Source organism: Bartonella sp. 220B (genome assembly GCF_026930205.1).
GTDB lineage: Bacteria > Pseudomonadota > Alphaproteobacteria > Rhizobiales > Rhizobiaceae > Bartonella.
Genome location: NZ_JANHOI010000007.1, coordinates 1 through 24,050 on the forward strand (window position 1 = coordinate 1; position 24,050 = coordinate 24,050).

Genomic DNA, 24,050 nt, shown 5'->3' on the forward strand with positions numbered 1-24,050 from the left:
GAACCTTTGTTTACACATCCCGAACCTTAAAAAAACATATGTGAAATCAATAAGTTATTGGTTAGAAAAAACTAAGTGGCGGAGGGGGTGGGATTCGAACCCACGGTACAGTCTCCTGCACGCCGGTTTTCAAGACCGGTGCCTTAAACCGCTCGGCCACCCCTCCAAACTAAATATGCCTTTTTACAAAGTTCTTGCAAAAGGTCAATCATTTAAATGGGATTCTAAACGTTTTTAATAAAACTGCTTGAATCTAAATCAAATAATTTTTAAGTTCGACGCTTTCTCAAAAGAGCACTAAAACCAGTAATCTTATTTTAAAGTGAATATTTTTCCGAAAGAAATGAAAAGTTGATATAATATCCAATGAAATGATTTATTTTAGAACTATCTTTCATTGAGGGCGACTTTTAGAAATTTCTGCGTATCACTCTATCTTGAAGTCTAGTTTCTCATATTATTTCAGAGCAGAATAGCTCACATATTAATATCTCAAAATTTAAAAAAACGATGTCTAATTATTGAGAGTCATTTAACATTTGTAATGTAGAATTATCTTACTTATTCACAATTTATATTACGAGATCATATCTTTTATTAAGATGTTGATTTACTTATTTTTTAATTCATTTACACTGCATTTTTTTCTTGCAAAAACTCACAAAATAGTTAATATTGTATTAATTTCTTGATTAAGGTTAATTTTTCGAGATAGCGTGGGCGCGCGAGGGGAATCATCTAAAATATGAATTTCCCTATCGCATACAGCAAGGTGGGGTGTGTTTTTTGCAGTATATACTCAATAGAAATAAGCGGGCTGACAGATGCTTTTAATTAGCAAAAAAAAATTTACTTCCATTCTTAATTCGGCATTTCAATTCGTTTCTGTAATAGCTGTTTCTCAGTTATTGGTGTCTTGTTGTGCAAGTGAAACAGCACATTTGGGAGTGAAAAGTTTTTATCATAATAATAAGCCAACGGATGTAAAAACTGCTGTTCTTTCTAAAAAAACTTCAAGTGGAAAAAATCAATCAAAAGAAAAGAAAAGCGGGCGCTTCATTATCGGTAAACCTTACCAAATCAAAGGAAAGTGGTATTATCCCCAACATGACTCAGCTTATAAACGTATTGGAGAAGCATCATGGTATGGTTCAGATTTTCATGGACGTTTAACTGCAAACGGTGAAATCTATGATATGAATCTCTTGACGGCCGCTCATCCCACAATGCCTTTACCCAGTTATGCTCGTGTTACTAATCTAAAAAATGGATCTTCTATTATTGTTAGAGTGAACGATCGTGGTCCTTTTATGAAAGAAAGAATCATTGATTTATCAAAACAAGCCGCGGAGATACTTGGTTATGCAAATGCAGGTGTGACAAATGTTAAAGTGGAATATATTTCTGAAGCACCAGTGGGATATTATGATGCTGCTTATTTAATGGCTTCTTATACGTCAGGAAATAACACTCCATCTTCATTAGTATTGGCAAATCTCCAGAAAGAAACAGAAAACATCATGCCAACAAAATTTGATGCAGTGCGACAAAAACGGCTAGACGAGATTGCAATTGAACAAAAAAAATTCAGCAAAACACTTTCAATAAAATTACCGGAAATTGGTCCTGTTTTGGTTGATAAGCCGATTTTACTTGATCAAGTAGCTTTTATGAATAAGCCGAGTAAAAAAATAACAATCAACTGATTAAAGCTATTATGAGTGAAAGAAATTTTATTTCTGGAATGTGTAATTTTCGAATTACAGACAATTAGTGAAAGTTGTTGTTTTTATTTTAAAGGTAGATGGGCTTGGAAAGCTTGTTACGCTTTACCTAACTAAAATTAAAAATAAATTCTACGTATTAAGTGAAAAAAGAAGTGTAGAATGTTGGTTTGTTTTGGGGCGGCTGAGTGAAAGGGCAACTGCTTCTAAGTTTGTGCTGTTTCTTAGCTTGTAGAAACAAAAAAATCTTTCCTTATATAAGAAGATTTTTTATGCTTCTCCTTTAGATATGGGAGAAGCGGTTATGCACGGTGCATTGAGGGTTTTATTTACGTTATTTTGGATGTTAATATTGGATGGGGGAGGGAGAGCACAAAATTTTCAAACTTCTGCATCGCAATTACTCCTATTAGATAGTGATACGGATACAATACTTTTTGAAAAACAGAGTGATATGACTTTTCCCCCTGCATCATTAGCAAAATTGATGACGGCTGAAGTCATATTTTATCAATTAAAAAAAGGATTATTAAACAGTACACAAACATTTATAGTAAGTGAAAATGCTTGGCGCAAGGGGGGGGCACCTTCTGGTACAACAACGATGTTTGCGAAAGTGAAGTCAGAAATTAGTGTTTCTGATCTTTTACGTGGTTTAATTGTTGTCAATGGAAATGATGCCGCGATTATCCTTGCTGAAGGAATAGCGGGAAGCGAAGCTGATTTTGCAAAACTCATGAATCAGAGAGCTAAAACACTCGGATTGTTGCATAGCCACTTTGTTAACGCAACGGGACTTCCTGAAGAAGGACAATTTGTGACATTGCGTGATATGATTACATTAGCGCGTCATATTGTTCATGAATATCCCGATTACTACGCGCTTTATCGTGAACCTGATTTTACTTGGAATAAGATTTTTCAACGGAACAAAAATCCTCTTATTTCTACGGAAATTGGTGTAGAAGGATTTGGGTTCGGTTATAGCAAAGAAGAAGGCTTTTCAATGGTTATTACCGCCTATAAAAATCATCAACGTCTTTTTTTAGCAATAAATGGTTTGCAAGATGGTAAAGAACACACAAAAGAAGTAGAACGCATTCTTCAATGGGGAATGACAGCTTTTGATCTAAAAACGATTTTCACAAAAGGAGAAAAAATTGGTTATGCTTCTGTTTATGGTGGAGTGCAAAATTCTGTTTCCCTTATTGTTAAAGAACCAATAAGATTTATGTTTTCGAATGAAAAAAAATTGAATGTTAAGGCAAGAATTAAATATCGTGGTCCTTTAAAAGCACCCATTGTTTTAGGGCAACAAGTTGGTGTTCTTCAAATTTTAGAAGATAAAAAAGTTCTTTTTGAAAAAAAGGTTTTTGCTGGAAACAATGTTCAGGAGGGAAGCTTTTTTACAAAAGCAAAAAATGCATTTTATGAAATAACAATTGGATGGTTACGAAAATATTTATAATATACGCTACATAATAAGATTAAGGTTTATACGTGTCAGGTTATTTTATTACATTCGAAGGAGGGGAGGGAGCGGGAAAAACAGTACAAGTTTTTTTGCTTTCTCAGTATCTTGCTAGCCAAGGTTATGATGTTGTTACAACACGAGAACCGGGAGGAACAGAGGGTGCAGAAGCAATCCGCTATATTCTATTATCTGGTCAAGCTCGACAGTACGGACTTTTAATGGAAACGCTTTTATTTACAGCAGCACGTGCTGATCATGTGAGTGAAGTTATTATACCTGCCTTGCAAAAAGGCAAAGTTGTTTTATGTGATCGTTTCATTGATTCTACACGCGTTTATCAAGGGCTCAATGATCAAGTAAGTTCTTCTACTCTCTCTACTTTAGAATGTGTTGCCCTCAATGGGATAATGCCTCATCTAACATTTCTGTTAGATATACCAGCAATATATGGTATGGAGCGTGCAAGTTTGCGAAGAAACAAAACAGTCACGATAGATTATTTTGAAAAAGATAATGTAGAGATACAAGAGCAAAGACGACAAGCCTTTCTGCAATTAGCTAAACAGGAACCTCATCGGTTTCGTGTGATTGATGCTACAGGTACAGTGGAAGTTATTGCACAACAAATAAAAGACATTTGTGATCAAACAATGTTGGAACAGTTTTCATGAGTGATGTAAATTTTTTGCGCCATTATGATGATATTGATACCGTTTTATCCCCTTCGCAGAATAACAGAATCTTTGGGCATAAAGATATTCGTCATTTTTTGGCACAAATGCTTAAAGAAGGGCGGTTGCATCACGCGTTATTATTTGAAGGAAAACAAGGAATTGGAAAAGCAACATTAGCCTTTCATCTTGCTTGGAATATCTTAAGCTCTCAAAGGGATGATTTTCTGCAACCAGAACATCATTCTATGACATGGCACCAAATTACGCAGGGAAGTCATCCTAATCTTTTATATATTTCACGTCGCTTTGATTTGAAAACGCAAAAATTTAAAACAGGTATACTCATTGATGATATCCGCGACATTATGCATTTTTTAAACCAAACATCACAAGATAATGGGTGGCGTATTGTTATTATTGATTCTGCGGATGATATGAATAGAAGTGCAGCAAATGCAATTCTTAAAACGCTTGAAGAGCCTCCTAAAAAGACTTTATTTCTTCTTATCACGCACTCTCTAGGAAAACTGCTCCCAACAATTCGTTCACGCTGTCAGCAAATTTCTTTGCGACCATTGTGTGATGATGACATGAAAAAGGTCATTGCACATATTTTTTCCAATCAGAATTTACCGGATGAAAAAACCATTGAAATGATTATTCAAAGATCTAAAGGAAATCCTCGAAAGGCGACTCTACTTCTTTGCGATGATGGTTTTGAAATTATAAAAACAATTGACACTCTCTTAGGGCAATCTGTTTGTAATCCAACTGTTGTACACACAGTTGCACAAAAACTTTCCTCTCTTTCTTCAGGGATTCAATTTCAACAATTTTGTGATGAAATTCTTGATAAAATTCAAAAAAAAGCTATTATGCTTGTTGAAAGGGGAAATTTAGATCTCTCAAAAAAATGTGCGCAAACATGGCAGGAAATTCATCAAGAGATAGGGGAAATACAAGCGTTTAATCTGGATAAAAAGCAATTTGTTATTAATCTGCTTTTTAGAATTCATAAGATCATTTGTGAAAATGCGCTTTTTCCGTGACAATGTGATTAACAGACGTTATGTCATTGTATCTTTTATTGTATTTTACAATGAGTCTGACATGTGTGACACATATTACATAACAACTCCAATTTTTTATCCTAATGGTACACCCCATATTGGGCATGCCTATAGTGCAATTGCAAGCGATGTTTTGGCCCGTTTCCAACGATTAGACGGCAAAAATGTATTTTTTCTCTCTGGTACAGATGAGCACGGTTTAAAGATGCAACAGACAGCAGCGGCATTAGGTATAACGCCTAAACAACTCGCAGAACGCAACAGTGCGGTATTTCAAAAAATGCTTACAGTATTAAATTGTTCTAATGACGATTTTATCCGCACGACGGAAGAGCGCCACTACCAAGCTTGTCAAGAAATTTGGAAAAAGATGGAAGAGAATGGTGATATTTATCTCGGCCGTTATAGTGGTTGGTACTCAGTTCGTCAGGAAGCTTATTATGATGAAAAGGATACTGTCGTTGGAGAAGATAATATCCGTCGCGAAAAGGAGCTAGGCTCTCCAGTAGAATGGAACGAAGAAGAAAGTTATTTTTTTAGACTTTCTCGTTATGAAAAAACGCTTCTTGAATATTATGAAAAACATCCTGATTTTATTGCTCCACTTGAACGACGTAATGAAATTATGAGTTTCGTTAAATCAGGTTTAAAAGATATTTCCATTTCACGAACGAATTTTAATTGGGGTGTTCCTGTTCCAGGTAATCCAAAACACGTGATGTATGTTTGGGTTGATGCACTAACAAATTATCTTTCAGCAATTGGCTTTTTCGATGAAAATTCAAACAAACGTGTTTTTTGGCCTGCAAATACGCATATTATTGGTAAAGATATTATTCGTTTTCATGCAGTCTATTGGCCAGCATTTTTAATGTCTGCTGGAATTGAATTGCCTAAGCATGTTTTTGCACATGGTTTTTTACTCAACCGTGGCGCAAAAATGTCAAAGTCCATTGGAAATGTTGTTGATCCGTTTGAAATGGTTGACCACTATGGTCTCGATCAGGTACGTTATTTTCTTCTTCGTGAAGTGCCATTTGGACAAGATGGTAGTTATAGTCACGATAGTTTTGTAAATCGCATTAATGCAGATCTTGCGAATGATCTTGGCAATTTAGCGCAACGCTCTTTGTCTATGATTGCCAAGAATTGTAATGCAAAAGTTCCTATACCAGCTACATTTTTAGTTCAAGATGAACAGCTTCTAGAACAATCTCTTCAAGCGCTTGAGAGTGTACACCAAGCTATATCTTCTCATGAGATGCATGTAGCACTCTCAGCTATTTTTTCAGTTGTGACAGATGCTAATCGCTATTTTGCTAACGAACAACCTTGGAGTTTACGGAAAAATAATCCAGAAAGATTTTCTACAATTCTCTACATAACATTGGAAATTCTGCGGCGGATAGGAATTATGCTCTTGCCTTTCATTCCACAATCAGCGGCTAAGCTTCTTGATAGTCTAGCCATCGCTGAAGAGAACCGGCTATTGCATCATATCAGTCATTCAAAAATTCAAGAAGGTCTTGATCTTCCACCACCAGAACCCATTTTCCCTCGTTATGTTCTTAAGAAAGACGATACTTATCATGTTGATTGATACCCATTGTCATCTTGATTTTGAAGATTTTTCAAAAGATTTGGATGATGTCATCCAACGAGCTTTAGATGCCGACGTTAAACGTATGATAACAATTTCAACACATGTTCATAAGTTAGATAAACTTTTAGCAATTGCGCAAACCTATGAGCAAGTCTTTTGTTCCGTTGGTACACATCCCAATTATGCCCATGAAGAACAAAATATTACAGCTGAAAGGCTTATTCATCTCTCCAAGCATCCCAAAATCGTTGCATTTGGGGAAGTTGGTCTTGATTATCATTATGATTATTCTTCACCAGAAGAGCAAAAGAAAGTTTTTCGAGAACATATCATCGCTTCTCAAGAAACACAACTTCCTCTTGTCATACATTCACGTAATGCCGATTTGGATATGGAGAAAATATTACGTGAACAGGTAAAAGAAGGTACTTTTCCATTTGTCCTTCATTGTTATTCGTCTGGGATGCAACTTGCCTGTGCTGGACTTGAACTTGGTGGTTATATTTCTTTTTCAGGTATTCTTACTTTTAAAAATGCAAGTGAAATCCGTGAAATAGCAAAAATTGTGCCTCATGAGAATTTATTAGTAGAAACAGATGCACCATTTTTAGCTCCCATTCCTCATAGAGGTAAAACAAATGAGCCATCTTTTGTACGCTATACAGCAGCTATTTTGGCTGAAACGGTTGGCTTAACTACTGAAGAAATAGCGCAGATAACAACGCACAATGCTTTTCGTTTATTTAGCAAAATGAAATAAGGCAAAAAGATTATGTGTGATAAGTACCGATTTACAATATTAGGCTGTGGTCCCTCTCCAGGAGTGCCTCGCCCTAATGGTGATTGGGGAGCTTGTGATCCTCATAACCCTAAAAATAAACGTTACAGAAGTTCTTTATTAGTCGAACGCATTCATACATCAGGAAAGAAAACAACAGTCGTTATTGATACGGGTCCAGATTTTAGATCACAAATGATTGATGCCCATGTGAACCATCTTGATGCTGCACTTTATACACATTCTCATGCAGATCATATTCACGGTATTGATGACTTGCGCAGTTATGCACTTGCACAAAGATGTTTAATAGACATTTATGCCGATATGTTCACGCTAAAGCATTTGAAAAATGCTTTCGGATATTGTTTTCAAAAACCAAAAGGTTCTTCTTATTCCCCCATTTTAAAAGAGCATCTCATCAATGAAGATAGCCAATTTATCATTCAGGGGCAGGGCGGAGCAATAACCGTTAATACGCATTTGCAATATCATGGGAATATCCATTCTTTAGGTTTTCGTATTGGCAATGTTGCTTACTGTACAGATGTTAGTAAATTTCCTGAGAAAACATTACCGAAATTAATGAATTTAGATGTATTGGTTATTGAAGCCCTTCAATTTGAATTTCATCCAAGTCATCTTTCCGTTGATCGAGCATTACAATGGATAAAATACTTAAAACCAAAACAAGCCATACTTACACATATGGATAGATCGCTTGATTATGATGACGTTGTAAACTATGTCCCATCCCATGTTAAGCCTGCATATCAAGGACTTATTTTTGAAACAGAAGCACAAGCTTAGTATTAAATATTTCTGTTAACTAAAAGATTCTTGAAAATTCTGGCCTTTATTTTGTTTCACTTTCGTACTAATTGTGTCCTTTTTTATGTTAAAGTGAGGTTTTTATGTATAGGTATTTAAAGCGGGTAACATGCACTATGATTTTAGCGATTTCCTTATCAGCATGTGGGGGACGTGTAGAAAAAAACATTTCAGTCACAACATTACATGATGGAGCAATGAGTTGCGCTGATATTCAACGAGAATTTTTTGCTAATAAACGTCAAATTAATGACACTCTTATAGAGCGATCTAAGGCAAGAAACAAAAATGTAGCTTTAACAGCGGCAAGTGTTGTATTTATTCCTGCTTTATTTTTTCTAGATGTAAAGTCAAGCGAGAGCAACGAGATCTCAGCTTTAAACAACCGTAATGCTGTTTTAAGTGATCTTGCATATATGAAACGTTGTAAATTACCACAATAATAATTTTTTTATTATTATAGCATATTTGTTTTTTGGCTTTAAGTAATATTACTTAAAGCCAAGTTTTTTAAATATAGTATTTAAATTATTATTATTTAAATACTTATCGAATTATTTTTAATATTTAACAAATTTTCGCCATAATCTTGTTTAAAAGATGAAAAGTGCGATTTAAATATGACAAATATGTCTAAAGTGGGTTTTCTGTTTCTATTGCAGATTTAGATTATACCCTTTTATTTTTTTTATATCATATTATCGCATAATATATATTATGGAACTTTTTTGAAAATTTGAAAACAAGAGGGGTATATTTTATGGCAGCAGCACTCTGGGGAACGATAGCAACATTATTATGGATATTTTCAACAAAAGCCACTAGTATTTGGGACTTGTGGTGGGTACCTTTTTCTTTATGAGCTTTAATGGGTACCTTTTTCTTTATGAGCTTTAAAATGAGAAAAAATTAAAAAAATGGGCCAGTTTATTCTGGCCCATTTATTCTGTCCCAAAAATTTAAATCGCAACAGTAGTAATTTTTATTTTTAAACTAGTAATCTTTTATATGATTTCTTTTCAAAAAGGTCATTGTGATTTGTATTATGATAAAAGTTAAAAATAATATTCCATGAAATATTGCAAATGACTGATAAATGGAAGTGGCATAATACATCGTTAGTGTTTCGATAATTGCTGCGATACACCATAAGACAATTCCCCAAAATGAAAACATCCAAAGTCCAATTAAGGCAATAGGATAAACAATAGCCAATGTAGCTGAGATGAATTGCCACTGCCATGGCATAAGATCAAAACACCATAGAGTGCCTGGGAATACGCCAACAAGACGTACCCAATAAAAAATACTTAAACCTAGGCAAATAAGCGCTAAAAATCGCAAATAACAGTTATAAATTAAATTAATTTTTGAAATCTTTTTTTGAGAATCTTTTTTCAAAATAATAATTCTTTTTCAACAGGTTGAAAGTAAGCGTCTATCATTTCATTTGTGACAGAGGAAAGTTTATTCGGTTGCCATTTAGGTGTTTTGTCTTTATCAATTAACATTGCACGCACACCTTCACGAAAGTCATGAGAACTGACCATATGATGCGCGATACGATTTTCAACTTTTATACAATCTTCCAAATTTTGAGATAGATTCTGCTTCATTTGTTTCCAAGTAATTTTTAAACTTGTTGGGGAACGCGACTGCAAAATATCATAACATTCTTTGGCAAATAAGATGCCTTCTTTGCCTTTTTTATAAAGCAATTCAATACATTCCTCTAACGTATCCACACTAAAACAAGCATCAATAAGACAGCGCATTTCATAATTTGTTTCATAGTCTTTTGTAACTGCGTGTTTTTCTAAAGCTAAATTAGGATTCCCTTGCTCAATAATAGCTTTTCTAATGTACTCTAATTTAATTTCAGGAACAGCATGTGTTGCTAACCCTAAATTTAAGCAATCGCCCCATTTTATGCGTGCTCCGGTCAATGCAAGATAAATACCAAAATGATCAGGAAGAGAGGGTAAGAAAAAGCTTGCACCAACATCTGGAAAAAATCCAATAGCCCCTTCTGGCATAGCAAAAAGTGCATTTTCTGAAACAATTCTATATGAACCATATATAGAAATACCTACTCCTCCTCCCATCCAAATACCATTTAAAAAAGAAATGTAGGGTTTTGGAAAACGTTTAATATAAGCATTTAAGCGATATTCGTCACTAAAATATTGGTAAGAAGAAGGTTTTTCCCCCATATGGTAGATTTCTACCACGTCCCCACCAGCACAAAAAGCACGCCCCTCTCCTTCAACCAAGATGCAAGAAACATTATCATCTGTTTCCCATGTTTTGAGAGCTTTTTTAAAAGCGAAAACCATTCGATGATTAAGAGCGTTTAATGCGAGAGGACGTGTGAGCTTTATAATGCCAGCATGTCCCTCCTTTGTAAAAAGAATATCATCACCCGCTCCAAAATCAATTTGCATCTCATCTCCTTTTCACAATGCCTATATTATTGTTTTTTTTAAACCAAATTGAGGAAAGAGTTGCATAATAGCACCAATACAATACATATAAATACCTGTTATTGAAATTCCTATCTTAACCCAATGGGGAGTCTCAAGTTGGTAAAAAAATGCTGCAACACCAAAGGAACACCATAAAAGAAAAATTGGAAAATTAAGCCACCGCAAACGGATAACTCTTATTGGATGAATAAAATAAATTGGTAAAAAAGATATGACTGCCGATAAGGCAATAATGATAAAAGTAATCCACTCCCCTGGTTTTACTACAAAAATCGTAAAAACCATCATATTCCAAACGACAGGAAACCCTTTAAAAAAGTTTTCTTTGGTTTTCATCCCAGTATCTGCATAATAGATAGCTGATGAAATGACAATAATAGCACTCAATAGAAACGACAGCCCTGAACCTATTAAACCACTTTGATAAAGAGCAAAAGCTGGAATTAAAACATAAGTTACATAATCAATAATATTATCTAACAATTCTCCAGACCAAGTTGGTAATATATATTTAACATCAAGTTTGCGCGCAATTGGTCCATCAATCCCATCAACGAGAAGTGCAAGTCCAAGCCAACAAAACATAGCAGTCCATTCTTTTTGAGATGCCGATATAAGAGAAAGAAATGCTAAAAACGAACCGGAAGCTGTGAGTAAATGGACCGAAAAGGCTTTTGCTTGTGGCATTGTCACTTTTTTATGGCGCAATAGATCGGCATTCGTTTTGATTTTTTTTGTTAGATTACGTTTCAAAGTTTTCTTATCCTCGTTTCTAAAGTTTTTATCCATGTACCAATCTGCCATTTCTACTGATGGTTTCATCTACTGTAAAAAAAATCATAAAAAGGTTACTTTTTTATATCGCTTTATTATTACATAATATAATAGAAAATCTTCATACAATAAAAAGAGATTGTTCATTTGGAAACACTAAAATTAAATGAAAAAAGGCTCAACGAGCAGTGACATTTAAAAGAACGCATAAAGATATTGCTGTCATTGGTGCGGGACCAGTGGGTATGGTAGCAGCCCTTAATCTTGCGTATAAGGGCTATTCTGTTTGTCTTATTGGCCCCCCTACGCATGCAGATGAATTACGAACAACGGCTCTTATGATGCCTGCAATATATATGCTTCAAGGTCTCAACATTTGGAGTATTCTAAAACATCATGCAGCACCTTTATCATGCATGAGAATTATAGATATAACTTCTAGAGTTATGCATGCCCCTACTGTCAATTTTTCTTCTGCTGAAATTGGTGAAGAAGCTTTTGGTTATAATATCCCTAATATAGAGTTAAACAATGCGTTAGTCTCTAAAATTGCGCAGACACCCAATATTACAAGGTTTACTTCTTTAGCAAAATTTTTTCATCATCAAAAGAAGCATGTCTATATTACTCTTGCAGATGGTAGGGATATTCAAACGTCGCTTATTGTAGCAGCTGATGGACGCCACTCTTCAGCACGAGAAGCAGCGGGTATCGGAGTGAAGCAGTGGAATTATCCGCAAAAAGCACTTGTTCTCAATTTTTCTCATGAATTTTCTCATCAAAATACATCAACCGAATTTCATACAGAAAATGGTCCATTTACACAGGTTCCACTACCAGGGAAAAGATCGAGTCTTGTATGGGTCGTTAGTCCTTCTCATGCTGAAAAATTGTTAAACATAGAATCAAAGGAATTTGAAAAAATAATAGAAAATCAAATGCAAACAATGCTTGGAAAACTGATATTAGAAACTCCCATTCAAGTATGGCCGCTTTCTGGGCTTATCTCTCATTGTTTTGCGGCCAATCGAACAATTTTAGTAGGTGAAGCAGCACATGTTTTTCCTCCTATTGGGGCACAAGGATTGAATTTAGGAATTCGTGATATTCAAACTTTGATTGATATTTTACCCAACAAAATATCCGAATCTAATTCTGAAATGATTATTACACACTATAATAGGTGCCGAAAACCTGATATATTAGTCAGAAGTGGAGCCGTTCATATGCTTAACGCTTCTTTACTTTCTGGTCTGTTGCCTGTTCATATTATGCGCAGTGTTGGGCTTGGATTATTACGTCATTGCTCACCATTACGGAATTTATTTATGCGTGAAGGAATGTATCCCGGTCAAGGATTCGAAACAATTATGCAAAAATTCCAAAAAAAATCTTAAAAGCAGTTTCATTTGAATTTTTGAATAAAAACAAACATATAGTAATCAAAGGCGAAAAACGATCGCTGATATCTGTGCGGGTAAGAAAAGTTTTTTTGGCATTCAAATTATTATTCAATATTTAAACTTGAAATGCTCTTTTATGATAAAGCATGTAAAAAATGAGAGTGCGTGCAGTCTATTATCATAAGCCTTTTTGATATCAGTTATTTGCGGATATAAGCACTGTAAAACAAAAAATGTTGTTATATGAACAGAAATGTGCGTTATTTTTATCTCATAAGATGATTTTGATTAATCAATATAAATTTAAAAAAATTTCTTCGTTAAATATACCATTGAAAATAAAAGACCTTTGGGAACCTGTTCGCAATACAGATGTTAATAAACTATTATTTTAACAGAATGGTGAAAAGATGAGATTAAGTAAAATTTTGCAATTGGCTATTCTTTTTATGGCGATGATCTGTCTCTCATCTATAGTTATAGTTTTGATAAATAAGATTTTTTATACTCCTTATTGCCAAGCTTTTTCTTATAATTTTACCAAAGATATTACAAAACAAGGCCAAAATTCATTTACGGCTTCACAAATTAAAAATTGTCTCATGCAAAATGGTTTCATGGATATTAAACGATTGCGTTTAGATGATAAAGGTATTTGGCGCGCTTTAGTGGAATTTGAAAATCACCATTTTCTCGTATCAGTTGATTACTCTGGCACAGTTGGCATTCAAAATGAAAGAAAACAATATGATTAATTTTAAGCCCGATAGCAATAGTAATCCTATTAGCTGTGAGAGAACTTTTTTAAAAAAAGTTTATTATTCTATTAAAGAACCTGCTTTTATAGGAGGATTAAATGGTAGTGTATCAGGAGCAATTGCATCAATTCTCGCAACTTATGGGTATATTTCTCTGCCAGGATTTGGCCCAATCATCGCAATGGGTATAAGTATAGCATTTTTTACTGGAACGATAATTGGAGTAATAATAGGATCAATAATGGGTATTTTTGTTGGTACATTTTGTACTTTTTTAGGAAACAAATACACATTATAATAGGTTAAATTTTATAATAAATGAGGAGTTTTTGTAATTTAATCACTCTTAAAAACAGAAATGTTTTATAAAATTATGAAATCCATTTTAGAAGTATTTTCTAAAAAATAAGATAAAATGCCTATAAAAGCCACATTATCCATTTAAGGGATAAGATCGTTTTAATTTACATTAAAAACATTTAAAGAGAGATCTTTCAAGGAAATATGATTTATCAATGGTGTGTAAATTATAAAAAATATTTTTATCATTACGTTGTTTATTTTGTATTCCATTAACAAAATTTATTTTAAATTTAAATAAGTATAAAAAGGTGTTCTATGAATAAAGTTTTCTTTCTCTTATTAACCTTGTTTATGTCTTTATCTCATTACTCTACGGCATTAGCAGAATCTATACAGGTAAAGGTTTATGAGCTAGAAAATACCAATACAAAAAAACCTATTGGTACAATTGAAATTGAGGAAAGTATATATGGTTTGATTTTTGTACCGAATTTATCTGCCTTACCAGAAGGTTTGCACGGTTTTCATATCCATGAAAATCCTTCATGTGATACGAAAGAGGGTGTCATTGGTGGTGCTGCTGGTGGACATTATGATCCGCAGCATAGCAACAAACATCTTGGACCTTATAATATCAATGGTCACTTGGGTGATTTACCTGCACTGTATGTTGATGATAAAGGGAAATCAACAATGAGTGTTCTCGCCCCACGTCTTAAAAAACTTTCTGAAGTTAAAGGACGTTCATTAATAATTCATTTAGGAGGAGATAACCACTCTGATAAACCATTACCACTTGGTGGAGGTGGAGTGCGTTTGGCATGTGGCATTATCGAAGAATAAACTTAAAATCGTAATGAACTATGAAAATATGCACTTTTTTATAGTTCATCAATTTTGTATTTTATATCTACAATTTCTCCATGTGATTTCTTATTAAGAGATTATAAAAGTTTACTTTTTTAGGATATTTTTTATATTCACTTACTTTGTCAATGCGATAAATAAGGGTAGATTTTTTTATTGATCGTTGATTGTCTCCAATTTCTTTTAAGACAATCACGTGGGGAAATAATATTTTTTTAATTAAAAGAAACACAAACAAAGAGTTTTTCAAGCTACAATTGACAGCTTTATATTGATAGCGAGTATTTAAGAACAATAAAAATAAACTAAAAATTTGAAAATGAGGAACAATTTTAAAACAATAATGCTCATGGAGTTATCTGATCCCAATCAGATGGGCGAATCTCACCAGTCTGGTAGAATTGACGAATGAGTTTAATATAATCAAAGAAGTCCTTGTTTTCTTGTGTTAATCTATTAGCAGTATTCCAATCAATTTCACTGCGTTCTTTAGCAGGAATGATAATCTGACTCTCAGATGTGTTTTCCTTATCCAATCTTATAAATCCAATTCCATGTAAACTTGAAAGTATCCGAAGTTCTTTTAAAGTATCAATGCCTTCAATTTCACTCGCAACTAAATAACTAAAATTAGCCCATGAGGAGTTGCTAACTGTTTGAAAAAAAGCTTGTCGCAGATTTGAACGGTTGATAAGAATTTTAACTTCAAAAGACCAAAGTTTTGTTTTTTTATCAAAATATTGCAAAACACAATCTTTGATTTCAGGATGCCATTCATTACTTAAATCTTGTAGTCCTACAACATCTGGATAAAGCCATTTATTACCACCATTACCATGTTTGTTATGAGAACGTTTTTCGTCAATACGCGTGCTGTATACTTCAAGCTCTGACCATAAAAATTGAGATAATAATGGATACAGATCATGCTCTCTAACAGAAAAATCATTTATCTTAGAAGTTTAATACACGACACTTTTTTCTAGTTCGTCAATTTCATCTTTATCTGTTAATTGTGTAAAATAATATTGTCGTGGTCGACCCTCCGTGGTTTTAATTTCCGGATAACGTTTTTGCAATTGAGGACGCCTAGATCCTATTTCAGCAACAATTTGCTGAATAAGAGCAGCTTCACTGTTAAGGGGAGCAACTGTCGCAGTTGAACGCTTTTGCTTTTTATGACACTCCTCTGGGTAATTTTCGAATATCCATTGAGCGATTTCTCTAGCTGTAAATTTTTTTGTCGGGTTTTGCTTTAAAAAGCTAAAAGTCGTTTTCGTTAAATTTAGGAACATATGTCAAGTCATCCATTTTTACAGTCTGCTATGGTTCAACCACTCTAGTCATTTTTCACAAAAGGGAACAATAAATAGTTTTATTTTTTGAGAAGAGCTTATTCCTTTTCATTGTTCAACCAAATGTTTTTTTTCTGAAGAGATGTCTTTTTCTGTTATTGAGGTTATTATTGTTTGGGAAAAGAGCTATTCCGCATTAAGTTCAGCACTCGAAATTGTGAACTCTGTACACAAACCTTCAAAACTACGATTGGCCTTAATAGTATCATGTGGAATAAGAACATAATGCCATGGTTTTCCATCATGCGTAACAGCATAACTCGTTGCATGATAGCACCACTGAACGGCTGCATTTCTCTTTTTCAAAACAATAGGATTGTGTATTTCAGATGCTTTTTTAGGTTCACAAAGATATTTAGCATCTTTCGTTTCTACAACAAAATCCGGTTCATAAATCAATCCTTTGCCATATTCTATTTTGAAAAAACCTCGAGCGGGTTTCATCCATTTTAATACTTTTACATCATCCTCTAATATTTGAGCAAATCGCAACTCCCCCTCCACTGAATCAAATTTTTGTAAAGGATAACAGCATTTTTTAAATCCCTTGAATACAAGTGTTTTAATATCGCTTTTATTGGAAGGAATAAAACGAAAATCAAGAGGAGATGTACCTTGTGGTAGTGTGTAATGCATAGCTGTTAAAATTGTAAACCCCCGCGTAATTTTAACTTCATAATCTCGCTGTGTTTCCCACTGGTGTGATTTTAATTGAGCAACGATAAAATTGTTAAGTTGATGCTGATAGTGAATCAATACATTCTCAACAGCATCATCATTTGGTAAATAAGATTGAAAATGTTGTACCAACTGCCGCGCTAATTTTCGTAATAGTGGCGTATGGTTGTCATAATCAATAAAATCATTATCAATTAAAGCACGAATGATATAATTTTCAAGATGAGGCTCTTTAAGATACTCATTTTCAGAGATAAGAAAAGTACTTTTATGTGTGCGTAATTCTCGAATTAAAAGCTCTTCACTCACAGGTTGCAAATTTAAACTTTCTAGGTTTTGTAAATCAAAGTCAGAAAAACCATAAGTAACCTCACCAGAGGGAATAAGCACAATATTAGGAATATCTATTATACGTTTTGCTAAATTTTGTGTTAGATCTGCAACCACTTTTGACACCAAAGCTTCAGCCTCTCCTTTTATGCGATCAGAAATAAGGGCATCCTTTGACACGTGCATGGTTTCTATAACTTCATTACTGATTTTTTTTTGTATTACAGTGGAGCAAAGTGCCTGAGAATTCGGCAATTTCTCATATCCTTTGATAATATTCCACGTGATATCAGCAATTTTTTTCTCTTCGGAAGTAAAAGATGGAGCCGTATTATGCAACGTGATATCTTGTAAATCAGATGCTCCGTTTATATTGGAGTAGCGTGTCACCGTTGTCTTTGTTGATTCTGTTTCTGCACAACTTGGTACTGTGAGTATATCTGATTTTTCAATTGATATATCCCCCCCTATTCCAATCTCAATATGCTTTTTAATAATTGAGTTTGGCTCATTAGCACGATCAATAATATCTTGGAAACGGTCATGTGCAATGATTGTTAAACGATCAATCGATTCTATGCCGGTTTTTCTACCATAAGGCAAACGTAACCCACGACCTATCGTTTGTTCAGTTAAGATCTCTGAAGTAGATGCACGCAAAGGCACAATGGTATAGAGATTGGTGACATCCCATCCTTCTTTCAATTTGTTAACATGAATAACAATTTCCGTTTGCTCACTTGGATCTTCAATTGCAATCAGCTTTTGAATATTCTTATCTTCTTCTGTATTCGATTGTTTTGAATGAATTTCTATAACCTTTCCCTTATAAGCTCCGGAAAAAAAATCATCCGCTTCTAACAAATCACGCAATTTCTGTGCATGCTCTGTATCTTGAGCTACAACTAACACAAAAGGCTTAACGCATTTTTTTTTATAATCGCTAGCATAAATAATTAAATCTGCTTTTACTTTTTCGTGCGCATGAATTGCATCTTGTAGTTTAATATACTCTAATTGTTCAGGCGTATAGTTTTTCGGTTGAAAGTCTTTACGCGTAGCGACAGCTGGCTCTTTTACAAACCCATCTCTCATAGCTTCTGCAAGTGAATAGCCATAAACGACGTTTTTAAAATCTACCGGTTTTGCTCCTATTGTTTTCGGTGTCGCTGTAAGTTCTATACCTAAAACAGGTTTTAATTCATTGATCGCTGAAGCACCGGCAGAAGCACGATAACGATGTGCTTCATCCATTAACAGTACTAGATCAGGAAGATTTGCGAGATAATCAAAATAACTTTCGCCAATAGTTTCTTGTAGGCGTTTAATACGCGGAACACTCGATTTTGCAGCGCTTTTTTTATTATCTGTTGTGTTAATTTTTGAGATATTAAAAACATTGATAAAGATTGTATCGCTATTTTCAAACAAACGTGTTTGCCCACGAAACTTCTGTTCATGAGAATGGATTCCTCTACCAGTTTCATAATCTTCACCTGTCACAATTACTGGTCTATTTGTAACAAATTCATTAATTCCATTGAATACATATTTAGAACTTTGAGGATTGAAATCCTGTTTTAATTTTTCATAAATAGTTAAATTGGGTGCTAAAATAAAGAAGTGACGACTGCGACCTGTTAAATAAAGATAGCTAATAAAAGCACCCATCAGTCGTGTTTTTCCAACTCCAGTTGCCAAAGCAAAACAAAAAGAAGGAAAATCGCGTTCAAAATCTTGTATAGAAGGATAGAGATTTTTTATTGCTTCTAGATCCGCAACCAAATCAGTATTTTTAGAAAGTTCAATGTTCTCTAAGATGTGTGCCAAAACATTTAAGGCTTCATGTTGAGGATAGCGCAACGATAAGCGAGCAGAAATCCTTTTTTCAACAGTGTTCATGCGAAACTCCGCTTTTTATTCTTTATCCGAATAGATTTAATTCTTCTTGTACAATTTTTTTATCTTTTTGAGGTTCTTTTACGACAACCATCGGTTCAAGATTTGCCACATTTAAACTGTAATCATCCCTCCCCCATTCACATTTTTCTAATATAGCACGAGGTATTTTGGTAAGTGTGAGATTTTCAAAAGATTCCGGTTTTGTATCAAAGGCTGAGCAACAAATAAGCAAAGTGCGATGAGGACCAACTTCTTCACTGATAACGCGTAGTTGTTCATGTGTCATAGCATTAGTCGTGACATAAATATAATCCGTTTCAGTTGAATATCCTTGCATCCAATAATGGTTTTCATCAGGGGCATAAGTAAATCCCATATGTTTGCACATGGCTTCTGAAAGCATAGCAGCATTATACTCACGACTAATAATCCACTGTCCCCAAGGATCTTTTTGCAATAGAGAAGGTGCAAGACGGTAATAGCGGAATCCTCCTCCACCTTGCCAATTTACATTTTTAGAAATACCACCTTGATCAGTGCCATCGATCACTTGTTTCAAACGAGGAATGATATGGGTATGACAATGTTCCCCAAGTTCAATCATAATCCATTTGCGCCCCATTTTGTGAGAAACCGCTCCGGTGGTACCAGAACCCGCAAAGGAATCCAATACAAGATCACCAGGATTGGTGGCGAGTTGAATAATGCGTTCTATAAGCCGTTCAGGTTTGGGAGTTGCAAATACATTATCGGAATTAAAGACCTTAACTTCTTTTTTGGCATCTTGATTGTGTCCAACTTCCTCATAAAGCCAAATAGTCATTGAAACTATACCATTTTTTACTTCTGATAAAAAACGTTTCAGAGAAGGTACATTGCTTCCTGTTGGTCCGAACCAAATACGGTTATCTTCTAATAGCTCATAAAATTTACTTTTACTAATTGCCCAACTTCTGCCATTTGGCGGCATCACCCTACGTCCAGAAGGTGTGGTGATTTCATAAATATCCTTAGGTGTCACCCTTTTCACGGATAAGTCTCCTGATTTCCAGGAACCACGAGGATCATTATCAGGGTTTTTATAGCGCGCATCCATATCAGATGAACGAGGAAGTAAATTAGGATGCCAAATGGTTTTATCTTTGGCATAAACCATTACAAAATCATGATTATCTGAAAGCCATTTTGCATCATTTTGTGGAGCATATTTCTTTTGCCAAATGACATTGTTTACAAAATTTTGTCGACCAAAAATTTCGTCCATCATAACTTTAAGATAAGCTTGTTCATCATCATCAATGGATATCCAAATACTTCCATTATCTGCAAGCAAACGATGTAACAATTCTAATCTATCTCTCATAAGGCTTAGCCATATAGAGTGTTCTAAACCATCTTCATAATGTTCGAATGCGTTTCCTGTGTTATAAGGTGGATCGATATAGATACATTTCACCTTACCCATATATTCTTGTTCAAGTGCTTTGAGTGCGAGCAAATTATCACCAAAAATAAGTTTATTATCAAAAATATCCTGAGCGGACATTTGATGCGCCGCATGATAAGATTTTTCAAGATCTTCCAATAAAATACGGGGTTCGAGTTTGGGACGCCTTTCTTTTCCAATCCAAGTAAGTTCTAATTTTTGTTTATTGTGTCTCATTTGTAATCTATTTCTTTACTTTTTATCCGAATAGATTTAATTCTTCTTGTACAATTTTTTTATCTTTTTGAGGTTCTTTTACGACAACCATCGGTTCAAGATTTGCCACATTTAAACTGTAATCATCCCTCCCCCATTCACATTTTTCTAATATAGCACGAGGTATTTTGGTAAGTGTGAGATTTTCAAAAGATTCCGGTTTTGTATCAAAGGCTGAGCAACAAATAAGCAAAGTGCGATGAGGACCAACTTCTTCACTGATAACGCGTAGTTGTTCATGTGTCATAGCATTAGTCGTGACATAAATATAATCCGTTTCAGTTGAATATCCTTGCATCCAATAATGGTTTTCATCAGGGGCATAAGTAAATCCCATATGTTTGCACATGGCTTCTGAAAGCATAGCAGCATTATACTCACGACTAATAATCCACTGTCCCCAAGGATCTTTTTGCAATAGAGAAGGTGCAAGACGGTAATAGCGGAATCCTCCTCCACCTTGCCAATTTACATTTTTAGAAATACCACCTTGATCAGTGCCATCGATCACTTGTTTCAAACGAGGAATGATATGGGTATGACAATGTTCCCCAAGTTCAATCATAATCCATTTGCGCCCCATTTTGTGAGAAACCGCTCCGGTGGTACCAGAACCCGCAAAGGAATCCAATACAAGATCACCAGGATTGGTGGCGAGTTGAATAATGCGTTCTATAAGCCGTTCAGGTTTGGGAGTTGCAAATACATTATCGGAATTAAAGACCTTAACTTCTTTTTTGGCATCTTGATTGTGTCCAACTTCCTCATAAAGCCAAATAGTCATTGAAACTATACCATTTTTTACTTCTGATAAAAAACGTTTCAGAGAAGGTACATTGCTTCCTGTTGGTCCGAACCAAATACGGTTATCTTCTAATAGCTCATAAAATTTACTTTTACTAATTGCCCAACTTCTGCCATTTGGCGGCATCACCCTACGTCCAGAAGGTGTGGTGATTTCATAAATATCCTTAGGTGTCACCCTTTTCACGGATAAGTCTCCTGATTTCCAGGAACCACGAGGATCATTATCAGGGTTTTTATAGCGCGCATCCATATCAGATGAACGAGGAAGTAAATTAGGATGCCAAATGGTTTTATCTTTGGCATAAACCATTACAAAATCATGATTATCTGAAAGCCATTTTGCATCATTTTGTGGAGCATATTTCTTTTGCCAAATGACATTGTTTACAAAATTTTGTCGACCAAAAATTTCGTCCATCATAACTTTAAGATAAGCTTGTTCATCATCATCAATGGATATCCAAATACTTCCATTATCTGCAAGCAAACGATGTAACAATTCTAATCTATCTCTCATAAGGCTTAGCCATATAGAGTGTTCTAAACCATCTTCATAATGTTCGAATGCGTTTCCTGTGTTATAAGGTGGATCGATATAGATACATTTCACCTTACCCATATATTCTTGTTCAAGTGCTTTGAGTGCGAGCAAATTATCACCAAAAATAAGTTTATTATCAAAAATATCCTGAGCGGACATTTGATGCGCCGCATGATAAGATTTTTCAAGATCTTCCAATAAAATACGGGGTTCGAGTTTGGGACGCCTTTCTTTTCCAATCCAAGTAAGTTCTAATTTTTGTTTATGATACCCCATTCGATGTCCTCAATTTATATGCTTGCAAAAAATAAAAAGCTCACTTATGAGTAAATTAAACTCCCTTAAATTTTTTAGTACCATCCAACAGCAATTTGCGCTTCTTCTGACATACAATCAGGTGTCCATGGCGGATCAAATGTCATGGTGACTTCAACGTGCGAAACCCCCTCAACTGCGCTTACAGCATTTTCTACCCAACCTGGCATTTCACCGGCAACCGGACATCCCGGTGCTGTAAGCGTCATTTCAATTTTTACTGAACGATCATCTTCAATATCAATACGATAAATCAATCCTAGCTCATAAATATCAGCAGGAATCTCCGGATCATAAACCGTTTTCAAAGCGGAAATGATATCATTTGTCATACGATCAATCTCATCAGCTGGAATTGCTGATATATAAGGCTTTTCATTTTCACTTACAGTTTCAACAGATCCTGTAGAATGATGTTCTTCAATTGTTTTAGCCATTAAAAAACGTCCTTGCTTTTTCTAATGCTTCCACTAACTGGTCAATATCTTCATGGGTATTATACATAGCAAACGAAGCACGACAAATAGATGTTAAACCAAAGCGTTGTAATAAAGGCTGTGCACAATGTGTTCCCGCACGTATAGCAACCCCTCTTCTATCAATAAACATAGCAATATCATGTGCGTGGATACCGTCCATTTCAAAAGATATAATAGCTCCTTTATGAGGAGAACGTCCATAAATACGCAATGACTTAACCATTTCAAGCTTTTCATGTGCATAGGCTAACAGTGCTGATTCATGGGCATGAATAGCGTTTCTGTCTTTTTCTTGTACATAATTAATAGCTGCTGCCAATCCAACAGCTTGAACGATGGGAGGCGTTCCTGCTTCAAAGCGGTAGGGAGGAGCATTGTAAGAAACTTTATCAGTTGTTACATCCTCAACCATTTCCCCTCCTCCTTGAAAAGGATGCATTTCCTCTAGCCGATCTTTTTTACCATAAAGAACACCAATACCTGTAGGACCATAAAGCTTATGACCTGTAAACACGTACCAATCACAATCAAGATTTTGTACATTAACTGTTAAATGGACAGCTCCTTGAGAACCGTCAACAAGAACAGGAATGGCATTTTGATGTGCTAGCTTAACAATCTCTTTAACAGGAGGAATAGTTCCCAATATATTCGACATATGCGTAATAGCGACCAGTTTTGTCCGTTTACTTAAAGCTTTTTGGAAATCCTCAATATGTAAAATACCATTTTCATCAATCGGAACAAAAATGAGCTTAACACCTTTTTGTTCACGAAGAAAATGCCAAGGGATAATATTTGAATGATGCTCCATAATAGTGAGAACAATTTCATCCCCTTCTTTTAACTTGGACATAGCCCAACCATAAGCAACAGTATTAATGGCTTCTGTTGCATTTTTTGTAAAAACAATTTCCTCAGCAGTTTGAGCATTTACAAAAGCACGAACTGTTTCACGAGCATTTTCATAAGCTTGTGTTGCTGTATTTGCTAAAAAATACATTCCCCTATGCACATTCGCATAGTTATTTTGATAGAAATTATCCATTGCATTGAGCACTGATTGTGGTTTTTGAGCAGAGGCGCCATTATCAAGATAAACTAACCGCTTACCATAAACACTACGCTGTAAAAGAGGAAAATCACGCCGAATTTTTTCTACATCATAACTGAATGTTTGTACGTCATTTCCCATT

Annotated in this window: 22 protein-coding genes and 1 tRNA gene; 12 read left to right on the forward strand and 11 right to left on the reverse strand. The window is 34.8% G+C overall.

Annotated elements, in window-relative coordinates:
- Window positions 1–76 precede the first annotated feature (76 nt).
- Window positions 77–166 (reverse strand) — tRNA-Ser (locus NPX99_RS05635).
- A gap of 658 nt (window positions 167–824) precedes the next feature.
- Here NPX99_RS05635 and NPX99_RS05640 point away from each other — a divergent pair.
- The 8 genes from NPX99_RS05640 to NPX99_RS05675 all read left to right on the forward strand — a co-directional run bounded on the left by NPX99_RS05640 (window position 825) and on the right by NPX99_RS05675 (window position 8,597).
- A complete protein-coding gene (locus NPX99_RS05640) occupies window positions 825–1,706 on the forward strand; it encodes a septal ring lytic transglycosylase RlpA family protein (RefSeq protein ID WP_269030912.1) in 882 nt (293 codons plus the stop codon).
- 322 nt (window positions 1,707–2,028) lie between these two features.
- Window positions 2,029–3,192 carry a D-alanyl-D-alanine carboxypeptidase family protein gene (locus NPX99_RS05645; protein WP_269030913.1) on the forward strand — a complete coding sequence of 388 codons (1,164 nt, stop codon included), beginning with the start codon at window positions 2,029–2,031 and terminating at the stop codon, window positions 3,190–3,192.
- A 32-nt stretch (window positions 3,193–3,224) separates the two neighbouring features.
- Complete coding sequence (gene tmk, locus NPX99_RS05650; RefSeq protein ID WP_269030914.1) at window positions 3,225–3,869, forward strand: dTMP kinase; 645 nt, start codon at window positions 3,225–3,227, stop codon at window positions 3,867–3,869.
- Window positions 3,866–4,921, forward strand: coding sequence for a DNA polymerase III subunit delta' (locus NPX99_RS05655; RefSeq protein WP_269030915.1), 1,056 nt, complete (start codon window positions 3,866–3,868; stop codon window positions 4,919–4,921). The genes tmk and NPX99_RS05655 overlap by 4 nt, the downstream gene beginning before the upstream one ends.
- 61 nt (window positions 4,922–4,982) lie before the next feature.
- Window positions 4,983–6,542 (forward strand): methionine--tRNA ligase, encoded by a 1,560-nt coding sequence (gene metG / locus NPX99_RS05660; protein WP_269030916.1) that lies wholly within the window; start codon window positions 4,983–4,985, stop codon window positions 6,540–6,542.
- Window positions 6,532–7,305 (forward strand): TatD family hydrolase, encoded by a 774-nt coding sequence (locus NPX99_RS05665; RefSeq protein WP_269030917.1) that lies wholly within the window; start codon window positions 6,532–6,534, stop codon window positions 7,303–7,305. The genes metG and NPX99_RS05665 overlap by 11 nt, the downstream gene beginning before the upstream one ends.
- A 12-nt stretch (window positions 7,306–7,317) precedes the next feature.
- Window positions 7,318–8,133, forward strand: a complete 816-nt coding sequence (locus tag NPX99_RS05670) for an MBL fold metallo-hydrolase (protein WP_269030918.1) — start codon at window positions 7,318–7,320, stop codon at window positions 8,131–8,133.
- A 104-nt stretch (window positions 8,134–8,237) separates the two neighbouring features.
- A complete protein-coding gene (locus NPX99_RS05675) occupies window positions 8,238–8,597 on the forward strand; it encodes a hypothetical protein (RefSeq protein ID WP_269030919.1) in 360 nt (119 codons plus the stop codon).
- Window positions 8,598–9,147: 550 nt separating this feature from the next.
- On the opposite strand, the gene NPX99_RS05680 is transcribed toward NPX99_RS05675, so the two are convergent.
- The 3 genes from NPX99_RS05680 to pcsA are packed head-to-tail and all read right to left on the reverse strand — an operon-like array spanning window position 9,148 to window position 11,429.
- Complete coding sequence (locus NPX99_RS05680) at window positions 9,148–9,555, reverse strand: DUF6163 family protein (RefSeq protein ID WP_269030920.1); 408 nt, start codon at window positions 9,553–9,555, stop codon at window positions 9,148–9,150.
- Window positions 9,552–10,598 carry an enoyl-CoA hydratase/isomerase family protein gene (locus tag NPX99_RS05685; protein ID WP_269030921.1) on the reverse strand — a complete coding sequence of 349 codons (1,047 nt, stop codon included), beginning with the start codon at window positions 10,596–10,598 and terminating at the stop codon, window positions 9,552–9,554. Before NPX99_RS05685 ends, NPX99_RS05680 begins: the two co-directional genes overlap by 4 nt.
- A gap of 21 nt (window positions 10,599–10,619) precedes the next feature.
- On the reverse strand, window positions 10,620–11,429 hold the full coding sequence (gene pcsA, locus NPX99_RS05690; RefSeq protein WP_269030974.1) for a phosphatidylcholine synthase: 810 nt from the start codon (window positions 11,427–11,429) through the stop codon (window positions 10,620–10,622).
- Between the two features lie 173 nt (window positions 11,430–11,602).
- On the opposite strand from pcsA, the gene NPX99_RS05695 reads away from it, so the two are divergent.
- From NPX99_RS05695 to sodC, 4 genes are all read left to right on the forward strand, one after another.
- Entirely contained in the window at window positions 11,603–12,811 is a 1,209-nt protein-coding gene (locus NPX99_RS05695; protein WP_269030922.1) for a UbiH/UbiF family hydroxylase, read from the forward strand.
- A gap of 416 nt (window positions 12,812–13,227) precedes the next feature.
- Window positions 13,228–13,572 (forward strand): hypothetical protein, encoded by a 345-nt coding sequence (locus tag NPX99_RS05700; RefSeq protein ID WP_269030923.1) that lies wholly within the window; start codon window positions 13,228–13,230, stop codon window positions 13,570–13,572.
- Window positions 13,550–13,873 carry a hypothetical protein gene (locus NPX99_RS05705; protein WP_269030924.1) on the forward strand — a complete coding sequence of 108 codons (324 nt, stop codon included), beginning with the start codon at window positions 13,550–13,552 and terminating at the stop codon, window positions 13,871–13,873. Before NPX99_RS05700 ends, NPX99_RS05705 begins: the two co-directional genes overlap by 23 nt.
- Window positions 13,874–14,193: 320 nt before the next feature.
- Window positions 14,194–14,721 (forward strand): superoxide dismutase [Cu-Zn] SodC, encoded by a 528-nt coding sequence (gene sodC / locus NPX99_RS05710; RefSeq protein WP_269030925.1) that lies wholly within the window; start codon window positions 14,194–14,196, stop codon window positions 14,719–14,721.
- A 371-nt stretch (window positions 14,722–15,092) separates the two neighbouring features.
- On the opposite strand, the gene NPX99_RS05715 is transcribed toward sodC, so the two are convergent.
- The 7 genes from NPX99_RS05715 to NPX99_RS05745 all read right to left on the reverse strand — a co-directional run bounded on the left by NPX99_RS05715 (window position 15,093) and on the right by NPX99_RS05745 (window position 24,049).
- Complete coding sequence (locus NPX99_RS05715; protein ID WP_269030926.1) at window positions 15,093–15,491, reverse strand: hypothetical protein; 399 nt, start codon at window positions 15,489–15,491, stop codon at window positions 15,093–15,095.
- A gap of 216 nt (window positions 15,492–15,707) precedes the next feature.
- The gene (locus NPX99_RS05720; protein WP_269030927.1) at window positions 15,708–16,040 is read right to left on the reverse strand and encodes a hypothetical protein; all 333 of its coding nucleotides are present in this window, start codon (window positions 16,038–16,040) and stop codon (window positions 15,708–15,710) included.
- Between the two features lie 186 nt (window positions 16,041–16,226).
- Complete coding sequence (locus NPX99_RS05725; RefSeq protein ID WP_269030928.1) at window positions 16,227–19,010, reverse strand: DEAD/DEAH box helicase; 2,784 nt, start codon at window positions 19,008–19,010, stop codon at window positions 16,227–16,229.
- A gap of 22 nt (window positions 19,011–19,032) precedes the next feature.
- Window positions 19,033–20,673, reverse strand: a complete 1,641-nt coding sequence (locus tag NPX99_RS05730; protein WP_269030929.1) for a site-specific DNA-methyltransferase — start codon at window positions 20,671–20,673, stop codon at window positions 19,033–19,035.
- 22 nt (window positions 20,674–20,695) lie between these two features.
- A complete protein-coding gene (locus tag NPX99_RS05735) occupies window positions 20,696–22,336 on the reverse strand; it encodes a site-specific DNA-methyltransferase (protein ID WP_269030930.1) in 1,641 nt (546 codons plus the stop codon).
- A gap of 74 nt (window positions 22,337–22,410) precedes the next feature.
- Window positions 22,411–22,812: an SUF system Fe-S cluster assembly protein gene (locus NPX99_RS05740; RefSeq protein ID WP_269030931.1), complete on the reverse strand. Its 402-nt coding sequence runs from the start codon at window positions 22,810–22,812 to the stop codon at window positions 22,411–22,413.
- Window positions 22,805–24,049 (reverse strand): cysteine desulfurase, encoded by a 1,245-nt coding sequence (locus NPX99_RS05745; protein WP_269030932.1) that lies wholly within the window; start codon window positions 24,047–24,049, stop codon window positions 22,805–22,807. The genes NPX99_RS05740 and NPX99_RS05745 overlap by 8 nt, the downstream gene beginning before the upstream one ends.
- Window position 24,050: the final 1 nt, after the last annotated feature.